Source organism: Exiguobacterium aurantiacum, assembly GCF_001766415.1.
Classification (GTDB): Bacteria; Bacillota; Bacilli; order Exiguobacteriales; family Exiguobacteriaceae; genus Exiguobacterium; species Exiguobacterium aurantiacum_A.
Genome location: NZ_MKXO01000001.1, coordinates 307,756 through 321,210, shown reverse-complemented (window position 1 = coordinate 321,210; position 13,455 = coordinate 307,756). Strand labels below are relative to the sequence as shown.

The window sequence follows — 13,455 nt, the reverse complement described above, 5'->3', positions numbered from 1 at the left end:
TATATCCTCTCCTGTCCTTCCTGTTAGCTATATGCTACACTATTCGGGTATTGTCTAGAAAGCTAGGAGGCGGAATCTTGAAACGAATGATGCTGCGACTGACCGGCGTAATGCTTGTGATCGTGCTGTGCCTCGGCGCAATCGGCTGGTTTGGTCAACATGATAAAGTGAACAACGCCCTCTACCGGGCCTATTACGGTGACCACGGTATCCCGGCGGTCCACCAAGACGTCTACAAGGAAGCCGCGGCCACCTATGACGTCGATTGGCGGCTACTCGCCGCCGTCCACCGTGTCGAGACGATCTTCTCGCACAGTTCATCGATGCGCTCTTCGGTCGGCGCGATCGGACCGTTCCAATTTATGCCGCGGACGTGGCTCGGTTGGCAGTACGATACGGATGACCAAAAAGGTGATGTCCCGGAAGACGAAGTCGATTTGACCGACTTGACGCTGATTGAGCAGTACGGCGGCTTAGGCCGAGACGGGGATGATGACGGCAAGGCCGACCCTCATAGTTTGGTCGACTCGGCCCATGCCGCCGCTTACTATTTGAGCGAGCACGGCGGGCAGACGACTGATTCAGTCGACTCGATTCAAAACGCCATCTTCGAATACAACCGGAGTGACCAGTACGTGTCAGACGTCATGTCCTTTTATGAGCAGTATCAGGACGAGCTGTCGTTACTGCCTGGTGACGCGACGACGACAACGCAGCAGGTCGCCCGGTATACGATCCGGTATCTCGATTGGTTCGCAGGCTGGGCATGACCCGGCACTACTTGGTTAAAGTGAGGAAACAACATGAACACGCATATCGAGGAAGTGACGATTCGAGTCAAATCGATATTTAACGAAGACAAGACAAAGCGTTACATGCGAACGTATGAATTCACCGACGTCGTCGATGGGGTGATTTGTGCCGTCATCATCTATTCTCCGCGGATGAGCGATGCATTTTTATCTGGTACGACGACTCAACGCGCCTACATGCTCATGCGGAACCATTTGGACAAACCGATCCGCGAGATGCGCGTCATCAGTCTCGTCCCGACGCTCGCCATCAATGACAACCTACCCTACGTCGAGTCTCAACTCGACGAAGTGAACTTTCATTACGTGGAAGCGACGCTCGACGAGGTCGAGACGAGCGGCGGCATGATCATCGTCGGTTGGGGTTCGCCTGGGCGCCTCATGCACCATTCCACACTGTACAAGACGTTATTCGCCGAGCACGAGGCGAGCATGTATTGTATCGGTACGACGTCAAAAGGCGAACCGCAACAAATTCGCATGGCCAATGAAAATACGGTACTCGAAGCGTTCAATAACGAATCGATCAAACCGAAATTTAAGATCTTGAAAGAGACAAAACAGGACGACTCGAAATGAGTCGTCCTGTTTTTTATCGCACGCCGATCCATACACTTACTCCGAACAGCGTGAACAAGAGTGACGCCAACAGAAAATCGTTTCGCGTGACCGGAATCACCTCGTACGTGGAACGATGTTCACCCGTAAATCCCCGAGCCTCCATCGAGAACGCGATCCGCTCGGCTTGACGGATAGCGCCGGCAAGAAGCGGGATTAGGAGTTTCGGGATGTGCCGCACGTGATCGATCCGGGTGTCGAGGCGCACGCCACGTAAGGCATGCGTTTCATAGAGCTGCATCAGTTCGATCTTTAAAATCGGGAAAAAGCGAAAGCCCACGAAGACGCTATAGGCGATGTTCGGAGACAATCTCGCCTGCTGCATCAGACTGTAGACGAACCGCTTCGGGTCCGTCGTCAGCGTGAACAGAAGCGACAGGACCGTAAAGGCGAGGACCCGAAGCGAAAGTGTCGCCGCCCACAACACGTTCTCCTCGGTGACATCATTGCCGAAGAGCGAGAACACGACTTGCCCGCTCGCCTCTCTGCCGAAGACGAGCGTCGTCCAAAGCGTCCCGAGCGCGGTCAGTAAAAATGGAATCATGAACAGTCCCCATCGCTTCCAGCTCACGTCGGAAAAGATGAATTGGAGGACGAGTGTGCCGAAGAAGACGACGAGCGGAGTCCACGGGTTGTACATGAAGGCGAGACCGAACATGAGACATGTCACGGTCAAGAACTTGATTGTCGGGTTCATCTCGTGAAACGTCATCAAAACGCCTCCGTCAACAGTCCGTGGGCCCGCAATAAGTCCGAGTCGTCCCAAATCGACGCATCGTACGGCCCACTCAAGTTCCCGTCACCCATCAAATAATACGTGCTCGCGGCACGGGCGAAACTGAGATCGTGCGTTACGAACAAGACCGTCTGCCCCGCACGGACTCGTTCAGCCATCAATGCATGGAGCGCTCGAAGTGATGCCTCGTCTTGACCGGCCGTCGGTTCATCAAACGCGAGCAGTTGTTTACCCGACAGAAGCATCACCCCGATGGCGAGTCTCCGTTTTTGACCGTGACTGAGTGAGAGTGGATGGGCGTCACGCAGACGTTCAAGCCCGAGGCGTGCCAACATGTCCTCGATTGAACGGTTATGTCCATACGCTAGTTCCCGCGACACGTCACTCGTCACAAACAAATGCGCCGGGGATTGCGGGACGAGCCCGACTTCACGGTGATGCCGCGCCAGGCTTTTTAGCCACGTCGATTTGCCGCTGCCGTTCCGACCGAGGATGGCGATCACATCCCCGGGGCCCACTGCGATTTTGCTCGCTGCAAGTTGGAACTTTTTGTGATTCACTTTCGGTATCTGAAATAATATGTTTGTGCCCCGTGTCGTTTCAATCGGCGTAAATGTATAATCCGGTTGAACGACGAACGATCCATCGCCTGCGATCCTTCCGTTCACGAGTTCCAGGTGCCGGTCAAAGAAGTCGCCCCACATGTACGGACGATGCTCGATGACGACGATATTGACGTTCCGTGCGGACTTATCGAGCCAGCGAACGAACCGACGTGCCGTCGCCGGGTCGAGGTGTGAGAGCGGCTCGTCGAGTAAGAGCCATTCCGGACATCCGATCAAGGCACAGGCGACGGCGATTTGCTGCTTCTCGCCCCCTGATAAATCATGGATGGTGCGGTGGCGATAATCGGACAAATGTAACTCGTGCAAAATCGCTGAGACACGGTCCATCATCTCGCTTCGGGCGACCGAAAAGTTTTCGAGCGTGAAAATCAGCTCTTCCTCTACCGTCTGCATGACGAACTGGCTGTCCGGGTCTTGAAACACCGTCCCGACGCGGCGATTCACCTCGCCAGGCCGATACGTGGCATAGGACCGACCGAATAGATGCAATCGCCCCGTCACAATCCCATCACAGTTGTCCGGGTAGAGCCGATTGAACAAGGCGAACAAAGTCGACTTCCCCGACCCGCTCGCCCCGGTGATGAGCGTCCTGCCGTCCTTAAGACGAAGTGTGATATCTGTCAATACGTCGCGTTCTTCCCCCGGGAAACGAAACGCCAGACGCTCGGTCTCAACCATGTGCCTTCCTCTGCCGGGTGACGGCATATCCTTCTAGCGCACCCGTTCGAAGCAACAAGTCGCTCAAAATCTTCCCGCCGATCCCTGCGATGAGCATCCCGCTCGTCGCCCGTAGTGCGAACATCAAAGCCACGTATGTCGGACTGAGCGCACTGAGACCTCCCATGACGTACGTATATGCGAAACTCGTCACTGCCGCACCGAATCCGGCGAGCATGAGCACCCACAAGTCATACCGCTTATACCCGGTTAGTGCGAACGCCGCTTCGGCGCCGAGTCCTTGAATGATGCCGACGAGGATGATGCGCGGACCGATCGCATTGCCGATCATCATCTCGATCGACGCTGCGAGCACTTCCGACAAAAAGGCGGCGCCTGGCTTTCGAATGATGTAGGCGGTAATAATCGAGACGATGAACCAAATCCCAAAAATCCATTCATAGGCGATCGGCCCGATCAAGCCGGCCCACAAGTTCCCCACATGGACGAACGCCAAATAGACGACGGCAAAGACGACCGATAAAATCGACAACAAAACGATTTCTTTCAACTTCCATGAGTTAAGCATCAACGCGTCCCTCGTGCGACGGACTGTTCACACTGAACGTGACCGTCATGACGACGTGGCTCGTCTTCTCGCGGACGCGGTTGAACGTCGCCTCATAAAACGCGAACACCGGCTCGATATCTCCGTGGATCCCTGAGGCATAGTGCATCGTGTCATTAAAGACGCCCCGTGCTTTCGCGAAATCGACCTCTTCATAGATAATGTCCATGTAATCGTCATCACCGAGCGGGTAGAGTGCGAACTGTGATGAAACGTATTGGGCAGCCGCTCGCCCGTTCACCGGCTCACTCGACACGTCGAGCAGATTGTCCCCGGCCGTGTCGCCCGGACATCCGGCCGAGAACGTCCCGCTCATCGACACATGCGCCCCTGTTCTCGTGGCGTGTGACAAGACTGCTTTCGCGACGTCAAACACGTGCTCGGCCCGACCGCGAATCACGGTCGACACATCGTCCGTGTGCCTCCAGACGTTGCTTAAATCAGTCTCTTTGAGTGCTCCTTTGATGACCGATATGAACTCTGACGTCATCGGGCTTAGCGTAAAGCGGAACCCGACGATCGGGCTCGTTCCACATTGTTGATTCATGATGATTCCCCCCTTATTTGGTTACACAAAAAAGCCGCATCCATGAGAATGCGGCCACTTATCCAATCATCAATCCATCAGAAAAAGTGCCACACTTCCTCACGCCAGTATTACCTGGATCGAGTTATAAGGGATTGGAGCCATGCTCACATCTCAGCCGAAGCACCCCTAGTGTAGTCCAATGTATGCGGTTGTTCATGCAAGCAAAAGTATAGCCGTTCGATTCTGAATTGTAAACGGTTAAATCATGAAAACGTCGCGATTCCGTTTCCTGGAAGCGTATCCCGTAACGTTGTCCAGTCTGACGCCATCTCTTCGTCTGACAGTAGACAGGCGTCAAGTTCAAGCTCGACGCGCACTCGGTCCATTCGGTGACCGATCAAGACGAGCTCCGTCTGGCGGTCGCCGTACGGCTCGATGTAATCGGCCTCAAGCTCTGGTTCGGCGGCGAACATCTGCTTTCGTTCCGCGTCAGGAAGCGTCGCGAGCCAACGCCCGGCATGTTCGAGCGTCGACGCGTACCCCGCTTGGGAGAACAAGCACGCGATGTCGTTCCGTGAGGCGATCCATAAAAAACCTTTCGCCCGGACGACTTCTTCCGGGAACTGTTCGATCCACGCATGTAAACGCTCCGGGTGGAACGGACGGCGGCGGCGATAGACGAACGAACTGATGCCGTACTCTTCGGTTTCAGGGGTATGGTCGTCTGTCTCGAGCTCTTGGATCCATCCGGCGGCATGCATCGCCTGGTCGAAGTCGAACAAGTTCACGTCTAACAGGTCGGACAACAACACGTTCCCGTATGTGCTTGTCAAAAGTCGCGCCGCCGGGTTTAACGCGCGTAACAGACTTTCGATTTCGTGCAGTTCCGGTTCCGTGACCCGGTCCGCCTTGTTGAGGACGATGATGTCGGCAAACTCGACTTGATCGACGAGCAAGTCGACGACTTCCCTGACATCACCCGTGTCGACAGCCTGTTTCCGTTCATGCAGCGATTCGCCCGAGTTGAAGTCTTTTAAAAATCGATATGCGTCGACGACCGTCACCATCGCGTCAACATACACACGGCTCGTCAAGTCGATACCCAAGGCGTCATCCGCATATGTAAACGTCTGCGCGACCGGGATCGGTTCCGAGATGCCTGACGACTCGATGATGATGCCGTCGAGCTGTCGGTCGTTCGCAATCTCGCTGACCGCCTCGAGTAAATCTTCTCGCAACGTGCAGCAGATGCAACCGTTAGACAGCTCCACCAACTTCTCGTCCGTCCGTGAAAAACCTGCCCCGTCAATCAATCGCTCATCGATGTTCAGCTCGCTCATATCGTTGACGATGACGGCATATTTTTTACCATCCCGATTGTTCAACATATGATTGAGCAACGTCGTCTTGCCACTTCCTAAATATCCGGACAAGACTGTGATCGGAATTCGTTTCATGATGTATACCACCTTTAAATCGTAATCATTACTTTTTAGATAATGAACGGGATCACGTCCGTTGTCAACAAAAAAACACGCTCAAAAGGAGCGTGTTTTCTTGTTGACTAACATGATTGTTATCGCTCGTCCTTCCAGCGCCCACGCTTTCCGCAGGCAATCCCGGAGCCGCATCGCGACTCACGTCGCTGCTGGGTCTCCGTTGGATTGCTCTCCTGCAGGAGTCGGGGCGCCATCGAACGAGCAACGCAAACGGTCGCCATCTGGCGGCCGTTTGTCTTTTTCTGAGGCCTCGACGGCCGAAGAAAAAGCTCTGGATATGTTCTTCGTACCAGTTATTCTTCTAACGCTTTCCGTTCCGCCTCGGAGCGAGGATACGTATTCGCCTGCCACTCGGCCCGGTAAATCGAATCGAGTTGCGTCAATCCGACCTCGTCATCATCCTTATCGGCATCCACACTCGGCGTCTCGTCCCACTTTGGTTCAAGATACGTATGGTCTTCTTTCCGGGCCCGGTCGTCCAATATCTTTTGAATCCCGACCCGAGCCACCGCCGCTAGTGCCAATCCGATTCCCGCTCGCACAAGCAATCGCTTCACCATAGCCGTCCCTCCTTAACGTCCAAACCGATAAAGTGGCATCCCTTTCACGTCCGTATCGATCTTGAAGACCGAACCCGCATCCGGATGAGCGGCGAGCGCCTCGTCGTCCATGCCTTCCCGTGCCGTCGTGATCGCCAATTGTTTTAAGTCATCCCCGATAAAACTACACGACGTGACGTTCGGCGCCGGGACGATGACTTCAAGCACTTTTTCACCCGTCTCCGGATTCCACCGCGTGACGCGCCCGCCTGCAAAGTGGGCAATCCATAAAAAGCCGTCTTCATCCGACGTCATGCCGTCCGGGAACCCGTCCTCATTCTTGAAATCAATGACGACCTCACCTTCCCCGAGCGTGCCCGTTTTCAAATCGAACGGGAACTTGCGAACCGTCTCGGTCGGCGTATCGATATGGTAAAACGACGTATGGTCAGGTGACCACGTCAACCCGTTCGATAACGTCAATCCGCTCAACATAACCTCGGTCGTGCCGTCGCGGTTCAAGCGGAACAACGTCGCCTGCTCAGACTCGTCTTTTAAGTGGAGCGTCCCGGCGAAGACACGACCGTACGGGTCGGCTTTCCCATCGTTGAAGCGAAGGACACCTTCCGGGTCATCAAGTTCGACGAGTTTATCGAGTTGTTTCGACGTTTCATCCCACTCATAGATACCATCCTTCAATCCGACGATCACGCCGTCGGTCACTTTAGGGACGACAAACCCGACCTGCTGTCCCATATCAAACGAAGATAATTCATCTTCTTTCTCATCGTACCACCAGAGCGCGTGCCCTTCGATATCGACCCAGTAGAACCGCTTCAGTTCAGCGTCCCAGCAAGGCCCTTCCCCGAGCGTGTTTCTGACTCGAATCCATAACGTAGCGTTTACTGTCTCCATTGAATTGCCTCCACTCTCTGCTTTGATATCAAAAGACTATTCCCTGAGGGGGTAAGGACTATTCATTATTCACAAAAATGTTTAAAGATATTTCTCGTCTGACGCATTATACGCCCGGGCACGATAAAAACGCTCCGAATCGGTTTCGATTCGGAGCGCTCGTTTATTTGGCACCTTCGACGTTCATTTGTTTACTGCGTAATTGGCCGCACGCCGCATCGATATCGGTCCCGTGCTCGAGACGCACGCCCGTATTGATGCCCCGTTTTTTCAAGACGTCGTAAAACGCCATGATGTCCTCGGTCGTACTCCGCTCGTACTGGATGTGCTCGTTGACCGGGTTGTATGGGATCAAGTTGACGTAAGACTTGTCTTTGATGTCATCGATCAACGCCGCGAGTTCTTCGGCATGTTCCGGCAAATCGTTCACTTTCGAGAGCAAGATGTACTCGAACGTGATCCGTTTATTCGTCTTCTCGACGTAGTAGCGGATCGCCGGCATCAGTTTATCGAGCGGGAACGCCCGGTTGATCTTCATGATTCTCGTCCGCAGCGCATCGTTCGGCGCGTGCAGCGAGAGGGCCAAGTTGATGCGCAGGTCAAGGTCCGCGAACTTGTAGATCTTGTCGGCGAGTCCACTCGTCGAGACGTTGATTTTACGAGGCGCGATCGCGAGACCGCGCTCGTCTTTGACGACACGGAGGAAGTCGACCAAGTTATCAAAGTTATCGAACGGCTCCCCGATTCCCATGACGACGATGTGGCTGACGCGGTCACCTTCACCGACCTCGTCTAAATAATGTTGGACGGTCATGATCTGTTCGACGACCTCGCCCGCCGTCAAGTCGCGTGTTTTTTTCAAGAGGCCGCTCGCACAGAAACTACAGCCGATGTTGCACCCGACTTGTGTCGTCACACAGACGGAACGCCCATACTTATGGCGCATGAGCACCGTTTCGATATAGTGCCCATCGTGCAGTTTAAGTAAGAATTTGACCGTGCCGTCACCCGCTTCTTGTTTGACGAACAGTTCTTGTGTCGTCAGCGCATAGTTCGCCTCGAGCTGTTCGCGCACTTCGGGACGAACCGCGATCTCGTCGAGCCGTCTGACACGGTCGATGTAAAGCGAGTCCCATATTTGTCTGGCGTGGTAGGCACTGTATCCCCAAGATACGCAAGCGTCCGACAGCTGATCAAATGTCAGCCCATATATAGATGATTTCATTGTAATCTGTCCTTTCTTCAATCCGCATACGTACCATTGTAGCGGACGTGAGCGACAGGTGCAACGTTCTTACATAGGCGGGATCGGACGCGTCACGTGGCGTTCGAACGCGTAGGCGATGCGGATGAGGTCTCGTTCCGCATAGCTCGTACCCGTGAATGACAGCCCGAAAGGTGCCCCGCTCTGTTTGAGCTTGTATGGGATCGTGACCGTCGGGTGCCCTGCCTTCGCCGCCATATCGTAATTCAAGTCGTGTGGCAACGCCAGGGCGTGAAGCGTTTGTTCCATCAATAAACGATCGAGGCCGTCCGTTTTCGCGTGCCGGACGTCGGCTAAGCGTCGCTCTAGGTAGCTTGACTCGGTCAAACGCCCTGATAACTGATTCGCTTTCTCGAACGTAACTTGTCCGTGCGGGATCGTTTCCGGGTGACGCTTGTTCCAATCCATCAAGTCCTTGAGCGTTTCATACGGGAGCGCTGTCGTCGCCAAATACGCCTCGATCCCGAGCTTGAACTCATGGTAGAGGACGTCGCCTTGGTCAAGTCCGTCGTTTGACGGCAGGTCGACTTCGACGAGCTCGACCCCGCTCGCTTTGAGTAACGCCAGCGCCTCTTGATAGAGCGTCTGTTCTTCATCCGACAATTCCGCCTTCACGAAACCGACGCGCATGCCGACGGCTTGACGTTCGTCGAGACACGTCCGGTACGGTGGACCGGCCGGCAGATGTGTCGTCGCCGGGTCCGAGTCGTCTTCCCCGCACATCGCTTCTAGTGCGAGCACCGCGTCGCGGAGCGTCCGCGCCATCGGACCGGCCGTATCTTGCGACCGCGAAATCGGGATGATCCCACTCCGGCTGATGAGCCCGACCGTCGGTTTGATGCCGACGATGCCGTTATGGACGCTCGGGTGGATAATCGACCCGCTCGTCTCGCTGCCGACGGCGAGCATCGTCAAGTTCGCCGCAACGGCAGCCGCCGAGCCAGAGCTCGAACCGCCGACGTCGAGATTGTCACCATACGGATTGAGCGTCTGGCCACCGACCCCGCTCCATCCGTTCGGCATGTCCTCCGTCAAAAAATTGGCCCATTCCGATAAGTTGGCTTTGCCGAGAATGACCGCCCCATGCTCACGGAGGCGGCGGACGAGTTCAGCGTCACGACCGGCAAAGTGATGCTCGAGCGCCACGGCGCCGGCAGTCGTCCTCATGAGTCCCGCCGTCTCGATGTTGTCCTTGAGTAAAACGGGAATACCGAGGAGTGGCAGCCGGTCTCCGCGACGGTAGGCACGGTCCGCCGCCTCCGCCTCAAACAACGCGTCCGGGTTCACTTGGATGACCGCTTTCAGTTTATCGTTCAAGCTAGCGATCCGTGTCAAATAGTAGGCCGTCACGTCCCGGGCCGTGAACGTCCCTTCTTTATAGCCGCGCTGTGCGGTCTCGATGTCTAGTTCAAATAAGTCTTGCATCCAATTCCCTCCTTATAGGCAATGTTATTCGGTATTCGCTTAATGCATCGAATCCCCTTCTTTTTATCGCCATTGGATGTGCAACTTGATACACTAGAAGAAACGTTATTGGAGGTAGCCATGTCCCGCTCTTACATCCTTGTTTTACTCTCCGTGTTCGCCCTGTTCTTTCTACAATTGTTCGGGGATGATTTGCCGTGGGCATTCCCTGCGTCCATTGCCCTCATTATCTTGATTGTTGGTGCCACGCTATTTCAACTTCGGCGCACACCAAATCGTTGACGTTTAAACGAGACAGATGATATGATGCTGTCACCAACTACATATCGATATCTTGAGTGAACGAGAGACCTGGCTCTATGACTTCACAGCAACCTGCTTCGGCAAGGTGCTACTTCCAGCAAGGCATCGCCTTGGACGATATGACAAAACGCTCATGTCGATGACATGGGCGCTTTTTTTGGAATGAACACAAGGGGGATTTTTTTTGGAAAAAGCTACATTCGCAGGCGGCTGTTTTTGGTGCATGGTGACACCGTTCGAGGAACAGCCAGGCATCGAAGGCATCGTATCCGGTTATACAGGCGGGCACGTCGACAATCCGACGTATAAAGACGTCAAGACAGGCACGAGCGGTCATTACGAGGTCGTCGAGATCACGTTCGATCCGGCTCAATTCACATATGAGCGCCTGCTCGAACTGTATTGGATTCAGACCGATCCGACCGACGACGGCGGCCAGTTCCAAGACCGCGGGCAACAATATGCGCCCGCCATCTTCTATCATACGGAAGAACAACGCGTGAAAGCAGAACAGAGCCGCGACGAACTCGCCGCGAGCGGACGATTCAAACAACCGATCGTCACGAAAATCTTAGCGGCTGACGTCTTTTACCCGGCCGAAGACTATCATCAAGATTATCATAAAAAAAATCCGGCCCACTATAAAGCGGACCGGAAACAATCTGGCCGTGACGAGTTCATCGACCAAACGTGGACAAGCTGACAACGACGGGCCTCATGCCCGTCGTTTTTTTAGCTCTTGGCGAGCCCGAGCATGAATCCAGCGACCACGATCAGACCGATCCCCATAAAGACGAAGACACGTTCTTTCGACGTCTTTTCTTCTTTTAACAAGTAAATACCACCGAGTGTCGCCACGACGACGTTCAATTGAGACAGTGCGAACGACGTTGCGATGCCGACTTCTCCGCTCGAGACGAACAATCCGAAGTTCCCGATGCCCCAGGCAAGCCCGGCGAAGATGTTCTTGAACGTCTTCGGATCAAACTTTTTCACATCTTTTTCACGAAGACTGAACAAGAGCGCGGCGATGAACATCCCGAGTGACTGTGGCAAGATGGCGGTGATGCCATCGACCTCAAAGTAGTTGGTCAGGACGGCGTACGTCACGTAACCGATGCTCGAAACGAGGAGCACGAGTAGCCCTTTTTTCAAAGCACTACTGCTGTCAGACTCTTTATTTTGTTGATATGACGTCATGACGGCCCCGATGATGATCAAGACGAGGGCCGAGAAGCCGAGCCATAGCTCGGTCGATGTCTTCCAGTCCCCAAGGACGATGACCCCGAACAGTGACGTCCCGACAAGCTGCATCCCTGTACTGATCGGCATCGCTTTCGAGACGCTTAAAATTTGGAACGACTGGAACTGAAGGTATTGTCCGAGCGCCCAGAACACACCCGAAATGAAACCAGTCACGATCGCGAGCGTCGTGAACTCTGGTTTGAAGACGAGCGCGATGACAACCGCCATCACCATCGCGCCGATCGTCGTGCCGATCAATTGTTGAATCGGCTTGCCGCCGACAATAGATACGATCAGCGGGATACTCCCCCACATGAGTGCGGGCAGTAGCGCTAGCAAAATCATCTCCATACGTTGCACCTGCTTTCTTAATATAACATTCTGTCTATTCTTCCCGGCTCTAGCGCTCATTAAACTTCAAAAAAATGATTTTCAAAGTTCTTTCGTTTTTCTTATTGCCAAATCATTTATTAGAATGATATAATAATCTCCAACGGGGCATTAGCTCAGCTGGGAGAGCGCCACGCTGGCAGCGTGGAGGTCAGCGGTTCGAGCCCGCTATGCTCCATTCCTTAAGTCGGTCCACTGATGTGGGCCGGCTTTTTTGTGTCCCCGCCTCGGTTTAAGTCGACACGAACCGGGTAATGATTGTAAGACATCATTTATCTTAAGGGGGACTTCCAATGAACCGAGCCTCTGTCGAAGAGACGATTTTGGCCGTGATCGATTGTATCCGGGCGAGCAACCATTGCTTCTCGAAATGTTTACAAGAAGAAGATTTACTGATGGTGTCGGAATGCATTCGGTTGACGAAAGAATGTTCCGAAGTCGCCACACTCACCTTGAACGCGCTCGAAACCGACTCGGCGTTCACAAGACCGATCGCGGCTCTCTGTGCGCAAGTGTGTAATACGTGTGCCGTCGAATGCGGGCGTCACTTGTATGACCATTGCCAACGTTGCTCTGAGGCTTGCTCGCGCTGCGCCGAGGCGTGCCGGCACCTCTCGGCCGCATGATCGCTTTCCCGTCTAACCTTGTGTTAGACTTTTTTTGTACAGATTTTTAACGAAGAGAGGAACTTTTATGCCACATTCTATTCTAGCAATCGACGTCGAGACGGCCAATCGCGACAGTCGGAGCATCTGCTCTGTCGGTTGGAGTTTACTGACGGACGGTGAAGTCGTCGAGACGAACCAATTGCTCGTCAATCCTGAGGAAGACTTTGACCAAGGCAATATTCGCGTCCACGGAATTCGCCCGAGCGACGTCTGGGACGCCCCGGCATTGCCCGAAGTGCTCGAACAGCTCTATCCGACACTGAACGCCGTCGACGTCGTCATAGCCCATAACGCCGCGTTTGACATGGGCGCGCTCCGTAAAGCGATCGCCAAGTACGACTTGTTCACTTTCCCGACGATTGAATACGGTTGCACCGTCAAGTTGTCCCGCAAGCTATACCCGGGGCTACCGAACCATAAGTTGAACACGATGGCCGAGCATTTGAACGTCCCGTTCATCCACCACGATGCCGCCGAGGACGCCCGCGTCTGCGCCCTGCTCATGCGCGACATGATGATCAAGACCGGGATCGCCGACGTGCGCGAGTTGCACCGCTACACGTCGGTCAAACTCGGAACGCTCGCTTATTGACAAAAGGCC

15 protein-coding genes, 1 tRNA gene and 2 riboswitches are annotated in these 13,455 nt (G+C 54.2%); of the genes, 6 read left to right on the top strand and 10 right to left on the bottom strand.

The window, feature by feature from the left end; translation table 11 throughout:
- Nucleotides 1-86: 86 nt before the first annotated feature.
- Together BJU60_RS01660 and BJU60_RS01655 are read left to right on the top strand one after the other, a co-directional pair.
- A complete protein-coding gene (locus BJU60_RS01660; RefSeq protein WP_236633385.1) occupies nt 87-770 on the top strand; it encodes a lysozyme in 684 nt (227 codons plus the stop codon).
- Between the two features lie 33 nt (nt 771-803).
- The gene (locus BJU60_RS01655) at nt 804-1,391 is read left to right on the top strand and encodes a DUF1643 domain-containing protein (RefSeq protein WP_016509024.1); all 588 of its coding nucleotides are present in this window, start codon (nt 804-806) and stop codon (nt 1,389-1,391) included.
- Between the two features lie 13 nt (nt 1,392-1,404).
- On the opposite strand, the gene BJU60_RS01650 is transcribed toward BJU60_RS01655, so the two are convergent.
- The 9 genes from BJU60_RS01650 to BJU60_RS01610 all read right to left on the bottom strand — a co-directional run bounded on the left by BJU60_RS01650 (nt 1,405) and on the right by BJU60_RS01610 (nt 10,248).
- On the bottom strand, nt 1,405-2,142 hold the full coding sequence (locus BJU60_RS01650) for an energy-coupling factor transporter transmembrane component T family protein (RefSeq protein WP_070327199.1): 738 nt from the start codon (nt 2,140-2,142) through the stop codon (nt 1,405-1,407).
- Complete coding sequence (locus BJU60_RS01645) at nt 2,142-3,470, bottom strand: ABC transporter ATP-binding protein (RefSeq protein WP_070327198.1); 1,329 nt, start codon at nt 3,468-3,470, stop codon at nt 2,142-2,144. Before BJU60_RS01645 ends, BJU60_RS01650 begins: the two co-directional genes overlap by 1 nt.
- Complete coding sequence (locus BJU60_RS01640) at nt 3,463-4,038, bottom strand: ECF transporter S component (protein WP_070327197.1); 576 nt, start codon at nt 4,036-4,038, stop codon at nt 3,463-3,465. The genes BJU60_RS01645 and BJU60_RS01640 overlap by 8 nt, the downstream gene beginning before the upstream one ends.
- A complete protein-coding gene (locus BJU60_RS01635) occupies nt 4,031-4,624 on the bottom strand; it encodes a YkoF family thiamine/hydroxymethylpyrimidine-binding protein (RefSeq protein ID WP_070327196.1) in 594 nt (197 codons plus the stop codon). The genes BJU60_RS01640 and BJU60_RS01635 overlap by 8 nt, the downstream gene beginning before the upstream one ends.
- Before the next feature lie 79 nt (nt 4,625-4,703).
- A riboswitch (TPP riboswitch) is annotated at nt 4,704-4,804 on the bottom strand.
- Nucleotides 4,805-4,869: 65 nt separating this feature from the next.
- Nucleotides 4,870-6,063, bottom strand: a complete 1,194-nt coding sequence (locus BJU60_RS01630) for a GTP-binding protein (protein WP_070327195.1) — start codon at nt 6,061-6,063, stop codon at nt 4,870-4,872.
- Nucleotides 6,064-6,398: 335 nt separating this feature from the next.
- A complete protein-coding gene (locus tag BJU60_RS01625; protein WP_016509018.1) occupies nt 6,399-6,665 on the bottom strand; it encodes a hypothetical protein in 267 nt (88 codons plus the stop codon).
- A gap of 12 nt (nt 6,666-6,677) precedes the next feature.
- The gene (locus tag BJU60_RS01620) at nt 6,678-7,559 is read right to left on the bottom strand and encodes an SMP-30/gluconolactonase/LRE family protein (RefSeq protein WP_070327194.1); all 882 of its coding nucleotides are present in this window, start codon (nt 7,557-7,559) and stop codon (nt 6,678-6,680) included.
- 163 nt (nt 7,560-7,722) lie between these two features.
- Nucleotides 7,723-8,784, bottom strand: coding sequence for a 23S rRNA (adenine(2503)-C(2))-methyltransferase RlmN (gene rlmN, locus BJU60_RS01615; protein WP_070327193.1), 1,062 nt, complete (start codon nt 8,782-8,784; stop codon nt 7,723-7,725).
- Nucleotides 8,785-8,853: 69 nt separating this feature from the next.
- Nucleotides 8,854-10,248, bottom strand: a complete 1,395-nt coding sequence (locus BJU60_RS01610) for an amidase family protein (RefSeq protein WP_070327192.1) — start codon at nt 10,246-10,248, stop codon at nt 8,854-8,856.
- Nucleotides 10,249-10,574: 326 nt separating this feature from the next.
- Nucleotides 10,575-10,674: riboswitch (SAM riboswitch) on the top strand.
- A 61-nt stretch (nt 10,675-10,735) separates the two neighbouring features.
- On the opposite strand from BJU60_RS01610, the gene msrA reads away from it, so the two are divergent.
- Nucleotides 10,736-11,254, top strand: a complete 519-nt coding sequence (gene msrA, locus BJU60_RS01605; protein ID WP_070327191.1) for a peptide-methionine (S)-S-oxide reductase MsrA — start codon at nt 10,736-10,738, stop codon at nt 11,252-11,254.
- Nucleotides 11,255-11,283: 29 nt separating this feature from the next.
- Here msrA and BJU60_RS01600 read toward each other — a convergent pair whose 3' ends face one another.
- Nucleotides 11,284-12,147 (bottom strand): GRP family sugar transporter, encoded by an 864-nt coding sequence (locus tag BJU60_RS01600; RefSeq protein WP_070327190.1) that lies wholly within the window; start codon nt 12,145-12,147, stop codon nt 11,284-11,286.
- A gap of 144 nt (nt 12,148-12,291) precedes the next feature.
- On the opposite strand from BJU60_RS01600, the gene BJU60_RS01595 reads away from it, so the two are divergent.
- From BJU60_RS01595 to BJU60_RS01585, 3 genes are all read left to right on the top strand, one after another.
- Nucleotides 12,292-12,364 (top strand) — tRNA-Ala (locus BJU60_RS01595).
- A 115-nt stretch (nt 12,365-12,479) separates the two neighbouring features.
- Nucleotides 12,480-12,812: a four-helix bundle copper-binding protein gene (locus BJU60_RS01590; RefSeq protein ID WP_070327189.1), complete on the top strand. Its 333-nt coding sequence runs from the start codon at nt 12,480-12,482 to the stop codon at nt 12,810-12,812.
- A gap of 67 nt (nt 12,813-12,879) precedes the next feature.
- Complete coding sequence (locus BJU60_RS01585) at nt 12,880-13,446, top strand: 3'-5' exonuclease (RefSeq protein WP_070327188.1); 567 nt, start codon at nt 12,880-12,882, stop codon at nt 13,444-13,446.
- The last annotated feature ends 9 nt before the right edge of the window (nt 13,447-13,455 follow it).